At 45.4% G+C, this 15175-nt stretch carries 13 protein-coding genes and 1 other RNA gene; 5 read left to right on the forward strand and 9 right to left on the reverse strand.

Annotated elements, in window-relative coordinates:
• Positions 1 to 6 precede the first annotated feature (6 nt).
• The 4 genes from GO493_RS07320 (at position 7) to GO493_RS07335 (ending at position 2624) form a co-directional block, all read left to right on the forward strand.
• A complete protein-coding gene (locus tag GO493_RS07320) occupies positions 7 to 444 on the forward strand; it encodes a DoxX family protein (protein WP_157305485.1) in 438 nt (145 codons plus the stop codon).
• Between the two features lie 240 nt (positions 445 to 684).
• Positions 685 to 1719 (forward strand): Smr/MutS family protein, encoded by a 1035-nt coding sequence (locus GO493_RS07325; protein ID WP_157305486.1) that lies wholly within the window; start codon positions 685 to 687, stop codon positions 1717 to 1719.
• A 41-nt stretch (positions 1720 to 1760) separates the two neighbouring features.
• Positions 1761 to 2152, forward strand: an RNA gene (gene rnpB, locus GO493_RS07330) — RNase P RNA component class A.
• A 43-nt stretch (positions 2153 to 2195) separates the two neighbouring features.
• The gene (locus tag GO493_RS07335) at positions 2196 to 2624 is read left to right on the forward strand and encodes a DUF4870 domain-containing protein (RefSeq protein WP_157305487.1); all 429 of its coding nucleotides are present in this window, start codon (positions 2196 to 2198) and stop codon (positions 2622 to 2624) included.
• An 81-nt stretch (positions 2625 to 2705) separates the two neighbouring features.
• Here the strand turns inward: GO493_RS07335 and GO493_RS07340 are convergent, their stop codons facing one another.
• From GO493_RS07340 to panC, 9 genes are all read right to left on the reverse strand, one after another.
• Positions 2706 to 4406, reverse strand: a complete 1701-nt coding sequence (locus tag GO493_RS07340; protein ID WP_198315586.1) for a S8 family peptidase — start codon at positions 4404 to 4406, stop codon at positions 2706 to 2708.
• 571 nt (positions 4407 to 4977) lie between these two features.
• On the reverse strand, positions 4978 to 6510 hold the full coding sequence (gene amaB, locus GO493_RS07345) for an L-piperidine-6-carboxylate dehydrogenase (protein WP_157305488.1): 1533 nt from the start codon (positions 6508 to 6510) through the stop codon (positions 4978 to 4980).
• 15 nt (positions 6511 to 6525) lie between these two features.
• Positions 6526 to 7413 carry a DUF1338 domain-containing protein gene (locus GO493_RS07350; RefSeq protein WP_157305489.1) on the reverse strand — a complete coding sequence of 296 codons (888 nt, stop codon included), beginning with the start codon at positions 7411 to 7413 and terminating at the stop codon, positions 6526 to 6528.
• A 9-nt stretch (positions 7414 to 7422) separates the two neighbouring features.
• Positions 7423 to 8238: a 3-methyl-2-oxobutanoate hydroxymethyltransferase gene (panB, locus tag GO493_RS07355; protein WP_157305490.1), complete on the reverse strand. Its 816-nt coding sequence runs from the start codon at positions 8236 to 8238 to the stop codon at positions 7423 to 7425.
• Positions 8239 to 8354: 116 nt separating this feature from the next.
• On the reverse strand, positions 8355 to 9248 hold the full coding sequence (locus GO493_RS07360) for a Ppx/GppA phosphatase family protein (RefSeq protein WP_157305491.1): 894 nt from the start codon (positions 9246 to 9248) through the stop codon (positions 8355 to 8357).
• Positions 9249 to 9323: 75 nt separating this feature from the next.
• Positions 9324 to 11444 (reverse strand): polyphosphate kinase 1, encoded by a 2121-nt coding sequence (ppk1, locus tag GO493_RS07365; RefSeq protein ID WP_232538781.1) that lies wholly within the window; start codon positions 11442 to 11444, stop codon positions 9324 to 9326.
• 139 nt (positions 11445 to 11583) lie between these two features.
• Complete coding sequence (locus GO493_RS07370) at positions 11584 to 12591, reverse strand: lysylphosphatidylglycerol synthase transmembrane domain-containing protein (protein WP_157305493.1); 1008 nt, start codon at positions 12589 to 12591, stop codon at positions 11584 to 11586.
• A 27-nt stretch (positions 12592 to 12618) separates the two neighbouring features.
• Positions 12619 to 12963, reverse strand: a complete 345-nt coding sequence (panD, locus tag GO493_RS07375) for an aspartate 1-decarboxylase (protein ID WP_157305494.1) — start codon at positions 12961 to 12963, stop codon at positions 12619 to 12621.
• A gap of 210 nt (positions 12964 to 13173) precedes the next feature.
• Positions 13174 to 14031: a pantoate--beta-alanine ligase gene (panC, locus tag GO493_RS07380; protein WP_157305495.1), complete on the reverse strand. Its 858-nt coding sequence runs from the start codon at positions 14029 to 14031 to the stop codon at positions 13174 to 13176.
• 108 nt (positions 14032 to 14139) lie between these two features.
• Between panC and GO493_RS07385 the strand changes: the two genes are divergently transcribed.
• Positions 14140 to 14958 carry a glycogen/starch synthase gene (locus GO493_RS07385; protein ID WP_157305496.1) on the forward strand — a complete coding sequence of 273 codons (819 nt, stop codon included), beginning with the start codon at positions 14140 to 14142 and terminating at the stop codon, positions 14956 to 14958.
• Positions 14959 to 15175: the final 217 nt, after the last annotated feature.

The following is a 15175-nucleotide window of genomic DNA, read 5'->3' on the forward strand; positions in this document are numbered from 1 at the left end:
TTTTTTATGAACCTACTGCAACGAATAGACCGTTGGGGCGAGGCTCATCATCCCCGGTGGATTGATGCAGTCCGTGTCCTCTTAGGAGTTTTCTTATTCTACAAGGGCGTGGTTTTCATACAAAATATTGATGTGCTCAAAACTGTGATTAACCAAAGCCCGTTTCTCACAGTCTTGTCCTTCTGGCTAGCTCACTACATTGTCTTTGCTCATCTGGCAGGAGGTATTTTAATAGTTTTAGGATTACTGACAAGGGTCGCCATCCTTGCACAATTACCTATCTTACTTGGCGCGCTCATCTTTGTACATACACCAACAGGGTTGTTTGATGTACATAGCGAAACCGGCCTTTCTATCCTTGTTCTGCTCTTACTGATATTCTTCCTGGTGGAGGGCAGTGGCCCCATTTCTTTCGATAATTATATGCGCCGGCATCCGGCATGATTACTTTTAACCAGTCTTTACACTGCAACCCTTCCGGTTTGCGGAACGGTTACTTATTTGTCTGAAGTTCCTGCTGTGCAAACCGCAAAGATCGTTTTCGTTCTGTGAAAGTGATCTTTGCGGATTTCTTTTTTACCCCACCGGCCGGCAAAAATTTCCTTAGTTTTGCTGTCCTGCGAACAAATTGCTTCTTATACAGTGGTTTGAAAAACGTATTTTATTCTTCGCAGTTTTTATGACATGAAATATGAAATCGGTGATAGGATCCTGCTCCTGCATTCCAAAGAGGAAGGAACGGTTGTAGATATCATTAACGACAAAATGGTGATGGTAGAGATTGGTAAAGTGACTTTCCCCGTATATCTTGATCAGATAGACTTCCCTTATTTCCACCGGTTTACCTCAAAGCCAATTGCTCCTTCCAAGCCAAAGAAAGTGGAAGGGTACGATATAAAGCCTGAAAAGAAGAAATACGAGACCTTTAAAATGGATCTCGGCGTGTTCCTTTCTGTACTCCCCGTGTTTAAAGTTGAAGGCTATGAGGAAAATATACAGCAACTGAAGTTTCACCTTATAAATGAGACCAATAGCGCCTGGAAGTTCAATTTCCAGGTATGGCTGCGTAATGGTATGCAGCTGGAAATGAAGAATGAAATACAGCCCTTTGCCAATTTCTATCTGTCAGACCTGCCCTTTGAAGCGTTGAACGACAGTCCGCGGCTGGAATTTACCTTCTTCCCTAAAGAGAAAAATGCCGCTCTCGCAGCTTCTTTCACCAAGACCTGGAAAATAAAGCCCAAACAGCTCTTCCTGCAGCTGGGAGAGTTACAGACAAGAAGGGACGCTACCCTCAGTTATCTCTTATTTGATAAGTTCCCTAAGAAAGAAGATAAGCCAAAGGAAGACCTGGATTTCAGTTCAATAGGCTCCCTCTCTGCAGGTACTACTACACCCCAGCCTGAACCGGAAGCACCTTTGACGCCTAAGTATGAGCTGGATCTCCACATCGAGACGCTGGTGCCTGACTGGAAGGGAATGAAAAATATTGAGATACTGGCTATACAGCTGAATGAGTTTGTAAGATATCTTGAGCTGGCTATCGCTCACCATCAGCATAGTATGATAGTGATACATGGATTGGGAAGAGGAAAGCTGAAGGACGAGATACATCATATACTGAAAGATACGCCTGAGGTAGAACGTTATGTGAACGAGTTCCATCCCCGGTACGGGTATGGCGCCACCGAGATACATTTCCGCTATCAGAATTCTTAACCTTCCCTCAGACCGCAATTTTTTTTATTACTTTTGCGGAAACTACAAACTGTGCTATCGCCTGTTTTCGCCTTAAAACGAAAACATGAGGAAAGTCCGGACAGCACAGAGTAACGCACCACCTAACGGGTGGGGCTTGTTCTTTGAGAAAGGAACGGGCACAGATAGTGCCACAGAAAATGACCGCCCCGGAACTGCTCCGGTAGTTTAGGGTAAGGGTGAAAATGTGGGGTAAGAGCCCACGTCGTGGTATGGCAACATATCAGGAGGGTAAACCTTGCGTGCTGAAATGCCATGTATACGGTCGATCGAGGGCTGCTCGTCCAATGACCGAGGGTAGGCAGATACAGGTGCCGCGTGAGCGGTATCGCAGATAAATGATAGCGTCTTTCTTCGGAAAGAACAGAATCCGGCTTATAGGTTTGTAGTTTCTTTTAAATTTTCTTCAACCCAAAATCTTATAGTGTAATACCCTTATGCAACAGAAAGATGAAAGAACCTGGGGTGTGTTAATGCACCTGTCCGGTCTGATCGGTATGGCCGTTATCCCTCCTGTAGGTAATATTATCGGCGCATTGGTCTGCTGGCTTATTAAAAGAAATGAATCCAGCCTGCTGGACGATCAGGGGAAAGAAGCGCTGAATTTCCAGATAACGCTGAGTATTGCCAGAGTAGCACTGAACTTCCTGTTATTCATTACAGCAGGGCAGTGGTTCTATGGTAATAACCGCTTTATTATGGATATGGATGATTTCTCATTCCCAAGTTTCTCCTTTTTCTCCATTTTCACTACCGGAAGAGCTATTATCTGGTTGCTAAACATTATTTTCTCTGTGATAGCTGCTGTCAGAGCTAATGAAGGTCGCTCTTACAAGTATCCGATCTCATTGCGGCTGGTAAAATAAATCTCCTATTGGCAGCCTACGGCAACCAGTATCAATAAAAAAGGCGGGCCAAAAGCCCGCCTTTTTTATCAAAAAAACCAATTATCCTTTAGTAACCGGTTCCATTTTCGGCTTCTTTCTCTTATTCTTGATCTTCTTTTCTCCCTTCATCGTATCCGCCAGCTTCAATGCCTCATAAGCATTCACCAACCCACCCGTAATAGACAGATCAGAAAACGCTACATTCTCATCCCTGGTACCAGGTTTCACAACCATCTTCGTACTATCCGGCAACGGTGTAGCAGATTTCTCAAGCACATACTTTAACTGCCTGGCGCTCAGGTTCGGATAATAAGAAAGCACCAGCGCAGCCACCCCTGCTACAACAGGACTGGCCATACTTGTACCGCTTGCACTGCCATATTTATTACCACCAGGAACAGTTGAATATATCTGCACTCCCGGCGCAAACAGATCTACACTCTTTTTACCATAGTTGGAGAAACTGGCAACCTTACCGCCTTGCTTACCATTACTGCTGGCACCAACGGTAATGTAATTGCCGGCAATAGTATGATCGGCAAAAACCGGATTAGGGAAATTATCTACAGAATCATTGTTATTACCATCGTTACCAGCTGCATGTATCAGCAGCACGTTTTTCTCTTCCGCATACCTGATAGCATCATCTACCCAGTCCTTATGCGGAGAAAATCCTTTACCAAAACTCATGTTGATGATCCTTGCACCATTATCCACTGCATAACGGATAGCCAGTGCAACATCTTTATCACGCTCATCGCCGTCAGGCACAGCTTTCACTGGCATAATGCGCACATTATCAGCTATACCGTCAATGCCTGTACCGTTATTACGCGCTGCAGCAATAATACCGGAAACGTGTGTACCATGGAACCCGAATTGCCCCATTACATCATTGTTACCGTAATATTTATCATTGATATCGTTGATGTTATCACCAATTATTTCAGTACGTTTATCAACCGGGGCAGCTCCTTCAGACATCTCAGCTTTCTTCTTCAGCTCACCCAGGTATTCCTCAAATTCGCTCCTGAAAGAAGAATAGGTGATGTCCGGTTCGCCGGTGCTTTTCATGAGGCGGGTCATATAGTTCTTCGCCACCATTATATCTGTATCTATTGTATTGATACTGTCCAGCTTTGCAAGGTTAAAATCGCTCTGTTTCAGGTAGCCGGTCAGCAGGGATTCACATTTCTTCAGGTTCTCCTGCAGCTTCAGCATATTCCTGTAAGCAACCTTATGCTCTCCGGAAGGCCGCGCAACCTTCGATTGTAGCCGCTGCCAGTAGCGATATTCGTTAGATTCCTTATTCAATGCTGAGTCCGGATTGACATACAGGCTTTTATAACGGTAATACTCGCGGGTAGCTTCATCAGAATCCTCTTTCACACTGCGGCCATCTTTTCCACCCAGAAAATTCCAGCCGTGTACATCATCCACGTACCCGTTTTTGTCGTCATCAATGCCATTACCTGGTATTTCCCCCGGGTTGGTCCATAGAATGGACTTAAGATCTTCATGCGTGGTGTCAATCCCTGAATCAATAACCGCTACAATAACCGGGGTGCTTTTCTTACCCTTTAAAAGTTCGGTGTATGCTTTTTCAACTCCCGTACCATATACGCTGTCTTTTGCGTAACTCAATAAGTGCCAGTTTTTAGGGATGGAAGAAGAACTTTGGGCTAAAGACCTGTTTGTCGTAAGCGCAGTCATCATCACAACACAACCAGCCGTGACTGCCAGTGCTCTGCTAAATTTCATCAGAATTTATTTATTTTCTCAATAAGCTTTACAATACCAATACCACATAAGGTTAAAGATATGCAAAATGTGATATGACAATATAGTACGAAATGATGAACGACAGAAACAAAATATGATATACGGCTGAAAGGGCATAATCGTTCAAATAGGCCATAGTAGGGGATAGCGGGCTCAAAAGAACGGAACTGTTAAAAAAAAATAAAAATTAGCACTAAAGTAGAATATGAAATTCCAAAAAAAAGTCACATATTTAGAATTAGAAGAGTACTTGATAACTTTCTAAGAGTTACTCATTTATTTTTCTCATAAGCATGGTTTCCGTTTAACGAAAAAGCGAGGTTCTCTAACCTCGCTATTCTTTTGATAAGTAGTCGTACTGCATTGTGTTCCAGACATGCAATCATTTAAATATCTTCTCTAAACGGTTTTATGTATTAGCTTTTATTTTGTTTTAATTGGATTACGCATATTAAACGGCGTAGGAGAATTGTTATTGTGTACAGGCATAAAAAAACGTTTTCACTTTTAGTGAAAACGTTCTGTAAGGTTTATCCCGCCTCTGGCCTGATCAGGCCAGATCAAACTTAATACCCTGAGCCAGCGGTAATTGCGTAGAATAATTGATAGTATTGGTCTGCCTGCGCATATAAGCCCTCCAGGCATCCGAACCACTTTCCCTGCCACCACCGGTTTCTTTCTCACCACCAAATGCGCCGCCTATTTCTGCGCCGGAAGTACCAATATTAACATTGGCAATACCACAATCCGAACCTCCATGTGAAAGGAAAAGCTCTGCTTCCCGCAGGTTCAATGTCATGATGGCAGAAGAAAGCCCTTGCGGAACATCATTCTGCATGGCAATTGCTTCTTCAATAGTCTTGTATTTCATGACATAAAGAATAGGAGCAAAGGTTTCATGCTGAACAATAGGATAGGAATTCTCTACCGCTGCAATACAGGGCTTTACATAACAACCGGAAGTGTATGCGTCCCCGTTCAGTACACCACCTTCCACCAGGAAGCTGCCACCCTGCTTACGGATATCTTCTATAGACTGCAGATACAGCTGTACCGCATGTTTGTCAATAAGCGGACCTACATGGTTCTGCTCATCCAGCGGATCTCCAATGCGCAGCTGTCCATAGGCTTTCACAAGCTTCTGCGTAAAAGTTTCATATACACTTTCATGGATAATGAGCCTGCGTGTGCTGGTACAACGTTGACCAGCCGTACCTACAGCGCCAAAAACACAGCCTATCAGCGCCATGTCCAGGTCTGCATCAGGAGTGATGATAATGGCGTTGTTACCTCCCAGCTCCAGCAGGGAACGTCCCAAACGAGCGCCTACCACACTGCTCACAATCTTGCCCATACGGGTAGAACCGGTAGCAGAGATCAGTGGTATGCGGGTGTCGGCAGCCAGCCATTCTCCTACCTCCCGGCCGCCAATTACCAGGCCGCAAACGCCTTCAGGCACATTATTTTCCTTCAGTACGTCTTTTATGATATGCTGGCATGCAATAGCAGATAAAGGTGTTTTCTCTGATGGTTTCCAGACACATACGTTACCACATACCCAGGCCAGCATTGCATTCCAGCTCCATACCGCCACAGGAAAATTAAAGGCGGAGATGATACCGGTAATGCCCAGCGGATGCCATTGCTCATACATACGGTGTCCCGGACGCTCAGAGTGCATGGTAAGACCATGCAGCTGCCTGGAAAGGCCCACAGCAAAGTCGCATATATCGATCATTTCCTGTACTTCACCCCATCCTTCCTGCAGGCTCTTTCCCATTTCATAGGAAACCAGCTTACCTAACGCTGTTTTATTCTTTCTCAGTGCTTCACCTATCTGCCGCACTATCTCTCCACGACGGGGCGCCGGCCAGGTACGCCATTCCTTAAAGGCTTCCTTTGCCTGTGCTATCACGGTATCATATTCACTGCGGTTAACAGAGGATACTTTGGCGATGGCCTTGCCATCTGCCGGAGAAGAGATATCCAGTACAGCACCACTGGTATTGAGCCATGTGGTACCGGTGCTGGCGCCTTTATTTTCGGGTTGTATATGTAATTGCTGAAGAATATCTGCTATCATGGAAATTTGTTTTGGTTATGATTTCCCTGTCTGGGAACTATAAGTACTTTCAAAGATACGGTCGGCATTACCTGCCTCAAACCCTTCCCGGCGATGTTCCCTTTTAAGTTCACCGGCCGGAAGGTGCGCAAATTGCGGTAATACCCTGCGCTCTGCAAATTCTACATAAGAGCCTGCTATGGAATGAGTGGCATTCCCGGCAAATGTAGCAGGGATCATTTTAGCCACAGTACTGCTTTGCAGCAATAATCCATCCGGGCTTTCCTTGATCTTACCGCCTGAGTTATTGAGTGTAAAGCCCTCTTTTTCCAGGAACTGGTTGAAGGCAGCTACCGTATTATAGCCTTCAGGCAGGTTTTGCAGGCTGATAGTAAAGTGGTTCAGGTAGTACCGGTTATAGATCACCCAGGCAGCATATTCACTTTCAGCGGCCAGCGTCTGGTAATCTTCCAGGGTAGGCGTACGCCAGAGAGCGCTGTGCAGGAAGGTGTCTACCGCCGGCCCATCATCCAGGTCAAGCTTGCTGACCGGGTCAGCCTTGACCTCATCTGTATAACTGATAATAATACGCTGAGCTTCTTCACTCAGGTCTTTCACCCTCAGCTCGCTGATAAAGATACGGGGATATTGCGGCGCCGGTGGAGCATACCACCAGGCGTCCAGTTTCTTTTCCTTAAAGTGATAAGGGTCGCGTTTGGTGTAACCGTAATGGAGGAAGATCTTTTCGAGCGACTGTATTCCCAGCTGGGGTACGCCCATGGTCCTGAATGCAATGTGATCATTCTCAATATCTTCCGGAACCTGTATTAGATTCCTGTTGATCATCGCCGCGATAATGCCTGCTACGTCAGGTACGCGTTCCTGGTAGCGTTGCATCAGACCATTAAGAACATAATCGAGCATAAAACAATTTTAATATTGTTCGCTATCGTTGGGAAAATCCTTTGCCTTCACATCATGGATATACTGCTGTGAGGCCTTGTAAATTTCATCATATAAATTGAGATAGCGACGTAAAAAACGTGGTTTAAAGTCTTTATTGATACCCAGCAGATCGTGCATGACCAGTACCTGTCCGTCCACATACTTACCTGCGCCTATACCAATGGTTGGAATAGTAAGGCTTTCAGCTACCTGTTTTGCCAGCAGTGCCGGTATTTTTTCCAGTACTATTGCAAAGCAGCCTGCTTCTTCCAGCAGTTTGGCGTCCCGCAGCAGTTTATTGGCTTCCGCTTCTTCAGTGGCCCTTACTGTGTAAGTACCGAATTTATTGATGGATTGAGGCGTCAGTCCCAGGTGTCCCATTACCGGCACACCTGCAGAAATGATACGTTTTACAGATTCCAGTACCTCTTCACCACCTTCTATTTTCACACCGTGTGCACTGGTTTCCTTCATGATACGCACTGTCGATGCCAATGCTTCTTTAGAGTTGCCCTGGTATGAGCCAAAGGGAAGGTCTACCACTACAAAGCTGCGCTTAATACCTCTCACCACAGACGCCCCGTGATAGATCATCTGGTCCAGCGTGATAGGCAGGGTGGTTTCATGACCGGCCATTACGTTGGAGGCCGAATCGCCTACCAGGAGGATGTCCATTCCCGCGTCGTCAAAGATGCGGGCCATGGAATAGTCATATGCAGTGATCATGGAGATCTTCTCTCCATCTGTCTTCATTTTCTGTAAGATATGCGTCGTGATCCTCTTAACTTCTTTGTGCGTTGACATTTGAACGTCAGGTATTAATGGTAAAAAAGAGCGTTAAGGTAAAGAATATTCTATAAATGAAAATCTTTTAGGGGCTACAGAATCCCTAAAACCTGGAAGAAGTAAAATAACGGTATTCAAACAATCACCTGGCGGGTAATATCTGCATATAAAGACTGTATCAGGCCGTCAGCCAGACCTATCTTGGGTACATATATCTCTTCTGAATCTGCCCAGCGCATGATATTCACGTAGATCTGCAAAGCAGGTACTATCACATCTGCACGGTCTTCCCTTAAATTGTAGAGGTGGATACGCTCTTCTACAGTGAAGCTGGCAAACTCTTTATAATAATCCTTCAGGATATCCAGTGTCAGTGGTTTACCTTCTTTACGTTTGGAAAGGGAAAAGATCTTGTTGATGTTGCCGCCGGAGCCAATAGCAATGATCTGCCTCAGTCCCCGGATCTGCTGTTTGATGCAATCTTTCATGTATTGCCACTGGGCCTCCGTTACCTGCTGCTGCAGCAGCCGGATAGTGCCGATATTGAAGGATTGCTTATAAACAACGGTATTATTATTAAAAAGCGTTACTTCTGTACTACCGCCACCCACATCAATATACATATAGGCCCGGCCCTTTTCCAGGTTCTCTGCCACATGGCTTTCAAACAGGAAAGAAGCTTCCTCTTCGCCGGATATCACCTTGATATCTATGCCGGTATGTTCCCTTACATCACGCAGTATTTGGGCGGCATTGGCAGCGTCTCTCATAGCAGAGGTGGCGCAGGCTTTGAGATATTTTACCTCATAGACTTCCAGTAACAGCTTGTATGCCTTGATAGTGCTGAGCAGGTGATCAGCCCTTTTTTCGGAAATGGCGCCTTCGCTGAAAACGTCAAATCCAAGCCGCAGGGGAACCCTTACCAGGTTTACCTTGGTAAAATCCATTTTCCCGACACTGTTGGGCGATGCTTCAGAAATGAGCAGTCTGGCAGCGTTGGATCCTATATCAATGGCAGCGAGCTTCATGGTTATTCAGTGGACAATAGTCGTACCGGCTATTGCCTGTAACAGTTTAATAGATTAAGGGGCAAATATAACCAATCAATAGGTCTTCTCATGCAGGTACCTGAATATCTCTATCTGCGAGCGGATCTTTTTACTGCCTTCACGTTTGTATTCATTGCGCTGCTCATTGTCCAGTATGCGGGCCTTTACGTTGCCGCTCAGCTGGATGGCCAGGATGTCTTTCAGTTCCTGCTGAATACCGGGGTCAGTAATAGGTACGGCCACTTCCACGCGGTGGTCCAGGTTACGCAGCATCCAGTCGCACGAAGCAATAAATACCTTTTCCTGTCCCTCTTTACCAAAGATGAACACGCGGGCATGTTCCAGGTATTCATCCACTATGCTGATGGCGTTGATGTCTTTTTTCCACTTTTTGCTCTCCGTATAGGCGCAGCAGATGCCCCTGATGATGAGGTTGATGTCTACACCCTGCCTGGCCGCTTCATAAAGCCGGTTTATCATATCAGGGTCGGAGAGGGAGTTCATCTTAATGGTCATGGAGCTCCCTTTCTTGTGACGGGCGTTCTTCATTTCCCGGTCTATCATACGCTGGAAGAAGGTACGCATGCTGTAAGGGCTTACAGGCAGGGTTTTACATGCTTCCAGGTTTTTGATATCATGCTTGCTGTTTTCCAGGTAACTGAAAATACGGTTCATATCGGCAATGATATTCCTGTTGGCGGTAAGCAAACAGTGGTCGCCATACACCCTGGCAGTCTTCTCGTTCAGGTTACCGGTGCTGATAAAACCACACTGGACCGTTTTGATACCAATACGTTTTTTGATCACGCACATTTTGGCATGGATCTTCAGGCCGGGAATACCGATCAGCACTTTCACCCCTTCATCTTCCAGGCGGGTTTTCCATTCCAGGTTGTCTGCCTCATTGAACCTTGCCCTTAGCTCCAGGGCTACGGTCACCTGCTTTCCGTTCCGTACCGCGTTGACAAGTGCGTTGACAATACGGGAGTTCTTAGCCAGGCGGTAGGCTGTTATTTTGATACTTGTTACGTTCGGATCTATGGCCGCTTCCCTCAGCAGGTCTATGATAGTGTCAAAGGAATGGTAAGGGAAATGGAGCATTACGTCCTGCATCTGGATCACGTGCATCACGCTGTTGGCATTGGCAAACAGGGGATGGATGAAGCTTTTGCGCTGCGGATTGGGGCGTTCCTGGAATACAGAGGTCGGGAAATCCATAAAATCCTTGAAGTTATGGATCCTGGCGCCCGGTATGAGGTTGTCTTTTTTAGACAGCCCCAGGCGGCGCATTACGTATTCCAGCAGGAGAGGATCTATGTCTTTATCATACACAAACCTCACCGGTTTCCCTTTACGGCGGTCTTTAATACCCTTTTCCAGCTGGTGGATCAGGCTGGTAGAGATGTCATTATCTATGTCCAGTTCCGCGTCGCGGGTCACTTTGATGATATGCGCCGTGAACTTGTCGAAACCGAAGAAAGAGAAAATATGTGGCAGGCAGTAGCGGATCAGGTCCTCCAGGAGGATGATGTCCCTTTCGCCATCTTTGGATGGCAGGATAATGAAACGGGGCAGGATGGAGGTGGGGATCTCTATCAGGGCAAATTTCTGCCTGACAGAATTATCCTGACGCGCCAGTACAACTGCCAGATAAATGGATTTATCACGTAAATAAGGGAAATGCTGTATACTTTCTATCATCAGGGGGATGATGTTGGTACGCACTTCCTCATTGAAGTAGTTCAGTACAAACTTTTGCTGGTCTTTGCTGAGATGTTTTTCCGTACGGATGAAGATCTGCTGTTCTTTCAGCTCATTTTCTATGCCTTCCCATATGCGGTCAAATTCACGCTGCTGGTCAATTACCATGCTGTGGATCTCGTCCAGCACCTCTTCAGGGTTCTCTTCCAGGTGCATACGGGCATTTTTGCCTACAGAAAGCATTCTGCGGAGGGTAGCTACGCGTACGCGGAAGAATTCGTCAAGGTTGTTGGAGAAAATGCCCAGAAAACGGATACGCTCGTGAAGGGGTACGCTATTGTCTGCCGCTTCCTGCAATACTCTTGCATTAAAAGCCAGCCAGCTCACGTCCCTTGGAATTATTTTCTTTGCTGGTGCCTTCTTTTTGCTGTTGATCTTTTTTTCCATCTCCTGTTCTTGTATGGTCGTATCCAAAGATTCTCTGTTTGACAATCGCATTTGTGGGCAATTAACGGTTGTGGTTATACTGTTCAGTACAACAATACAGATTTTGGATAAAACTCAATGTTAAATTTCTGGTACCTCCTTAAAGGTAAACAATTAAAGCATAATATCAGGAGTGCTCAGGAGTAGCTTTAATGTCACGGTTGATGAGGGGTAAGGCGATCAGGCTGCCCAATCCGACAACGATGACCAGCAGGGTTTGCGCCAGCCATACGATCCAGCCAAAGGCGTAGCCTGTTGTAGCTTCCACACCATAAAGCACCAGGGTTTGCTGTACCAGTATCTGGTAAGCCCCAATGCCGCCCTGGGTCACTATCATACCAATGCTTCCGAAACCAAGTACCGCCAGTGCAGCTTTAATGCCCAGGTTACTGGTCTCTTCCATACAATAGAAGCCTATGTACATCATTGTGAAGTACAACACCCATATTAAAAGGGAGTAAAAGATGAACCAGCCCTTCTTTTCCATTTTGCCGATAGAAAGAATGCCTTCCCATACCCCTTTAGCCAGGGCGCGGATAACAATACCTATTTTGGAACGGGAAATAAGACGGAAAACAATGATGCCCAGGAATACCAGTACAATGGCAATACCTGCCAGTATCCACCCCCTGGAGCCCCCTGCAGCGCCTAATTTGTTCTGCAGCGGGATCCAGATATGATCTGTAAAGAATACCCCTACAATATCTATCTGGATGAAAACGGTCACCACCATCAGCAATATAAGCAGCAGGAGATCTACCGCTCTTTCGGCAATCATGGTGCCTACCAGCTTGTCTACCGGGATCTTTTCATAACGGGCTACTATCCCGCAACGGGTCACTTCTCCCAGGCGGGGCACTGCCAGGTTGGCCAGGTAGCCTACCATGACAGCAAAGAAGGTGTTCAAGGTAGAAGGATGGTAGCCTAACGGCTCCATCAGGAGTTTCCAGCGTACGGCACGGTACCAGTGACTGGCAATGCCCACAAAGATCACGGGGATGACCAGCCAGTAGTTGGCATGCTCGAAAGACGCTATAATATCGTTCTTTTCTTTTTCAGTAAGATTATGTGTAACCAGCCAGACCAATCCCAGCCCAATGGCTAAAAAGCAGATGAACTTCAGAAATTTGGGCATAGTAATAGTAATTTTTGGGATCAGCTGTTACAATTTGTTGTTCTCCTTAGGGAAAATTGCGATGGGTGTATGTTTCTTAGCTTCCTCAAAATCCATGGAGGCATAGGAAATGATGATCACAATATCTCCAACCGCGCAGAGACGGGCGGCGGGGCCATTCATACATATAACGCCGGAACCGCGTTTGCCTTTTATAATGTATGTTTCCAGGCGTTCTCCGTTATTAACGTTCACTACCTGTACCTTTTCATATTCTATTACATTGGCGGCATCCATCAGATCTTCATCTATTGTAATGCTTCCAACGTATTGCAAGTTCGCTTCGGTGATGACTGCCCGGTGTATTTTACTTTTCAGTACTTCAATCTGCATGGTGAAAATCCCATTTTTATGGGCCTAAGTGTCTGCAAAAGTATGGAAAAAAATAGAAATGAAACCGCAGCGACTGTTCCTCCGGTGTCTGTATTTGAATTTTTGAACAGCTCCTCACTCCATAGATACTATATGGATACTCCTGCTTAAAGCCTACTATAGAGTATGGGTAGTGTATGAACTGCGGTATCACTTTAGCGCCACAGTGACTCAGTTCATCTGCATATTATCTATTAACCTGACATTACTGCTCAACTCCCTGGCGGCCACAACAGCAAAGAGCGGCTCCTTACCAACCTGGTGGGGAAAAGCAATATTACCGTCCTCCAGAATAGATACCATTTCCAGGTAATCCACATCGAATCCATTGTTTTTCAATTCGTTGATAGCTTTACCTGTAATTTCAGGGAAGGCAGCTTCCTGCAGATGGCCTTTCAGCCAGATCAGTTCCTTGTAAATATGCAGGGCATTCTGTCTTTCAGCAGGATTAAGACGCAGATTTCTGCTGCTCATCGCCAAACCATCCGTTTCCCGGAGGGTATCACAGATCACCAATTCAACCTTAAGTTGCAGTACTTTTATCAATCTGTTGATTATCAAGCACTGCTGGAAATCTTTTTGTCCCATAAAAAGCTTATCCGGCTGCACCAGGTCCAGCAGTTTATGTACAATCCTTCCCACACCCTGGAAATGTCCTGGCCGGTGCGCGCCCTCCAGTACAGTCTCCAGTTCCCCGAAATCATAATGGATATCAGCTGCCAGTCCCTCAGGGTACATCTCCTGCACAGATGGCAGAAAGAGTATATCGTTTTCTGCAGCGGTCAGTTTTGTGATATCTTCATTTATTGTAACAGGGTATTTCTCAAAGTCTGCCGGGTCATTAAACTGGGTAGGGTTGACAAAAATACTGCATACCACTACATCGCTGTTTTTTTTGGCGGCCGCTATAAGAGACAGATGTCCTTCATGTAAAGCCCCCATAGTTGGCACAAAACCAATACGTTTGCCTGCTTTCCGTGCTACAGATAAATGCCTTTCCAGGTCGTCTTTCCGCTTGAACAAATACATAAATTATTGCTTAAAAGGATGTTAAAAGTGCCAATTTGTCTTTTCTTCCGCTAAAAATCCGTAATTTTGCAAACCAAATTTAAAATTACTGCATTAATATCAGCATTGATGTCCACAAAGAAACGAATTCTTTTTATTGCTCAGGAAATGTCGCCCTATCTGGAATTAACAGATTATGCGAATATGGTCAATAAAATGGCAATTAAGTCCAATGAGTCCGGTCTCGAAGTACGTGTGATCATGCCGCGGTTTGGCATTATCAACGAAAGAAGGCACCGGTTACACGAGGTGGTAAGATTATCTGGCATTAACATCGTGATTGAAGGTGATGACTATCCATTGATTATCAAGGTAGCTTCATTACCCAACGCCCGATTGCAGGTGTATTTCCTGGATAATGAGGATTACTTTAAACGTAAGACCTTATTTACAGACGAGAATGATCAGTTTTATGATGACAACGCAGCCCGCGCAGTATTCTTCTGCAAAGGCGCATTGGAAACGGTGAAGAAGTTTGGATGGCCGCCGGACATTATTCATTGCAGCGGATGGATGACCTCCCTCATCCCGCTTTACCTGAAAACCGCTTATAAAAAGGAACCGGTGTTTGCCCATTCCAAAGTGGTTTATTCCCTGGAGCCTAACTCCTTCAAGGAAAAACTGGGCGCCGGCTTCATTAAAAAAGCTACCATCAGCAACCAGATCAAAGAGAAAGATATAGAATTATATAAAGAAGGTACCAACTCAGCCCTGAACAGAGGCGCCAGCAAATACGCTGATGCCGTAATACTGGCAGGAGATAAAGCTGAGAAAAAAGTAGTGGACGAGGTAAAAGCTGAAAAAGGCAAGATCATCCTCCCTTATAAAAAGGAAAATGAGGACCTGGCCGACTATCTTCAGCTGTACACTCAGTTACTTGGTAAATAATTTATTGGAAATAATAAGGAAGCTGGTCAGATTGACCAGCTTTTTTATTTCCTTAAAAGGGACAATTTAGCCTAAAGCCTGTTAAAATTAAAACAGACGCCTCACTATCCTCTGTAACTCATGGTCTATTAAAACTATTTTCCTATTTTTGCCCCAGTTTACCATGAGGCATACCACCAAAATGCAAATTAATGGTAAATTGTACTACTTAATCTAA

The organism is Chitinophaga tropicalis (genome assembly GCF_009758205.1).
GTDB classification, from domain to species: domain Bacteria; phylum Bacteroidota; class Bacteroidia; order Chitinophagales; family Chitinophagaceae; genus Chitinophaga; species Chitinophaga tropicalis.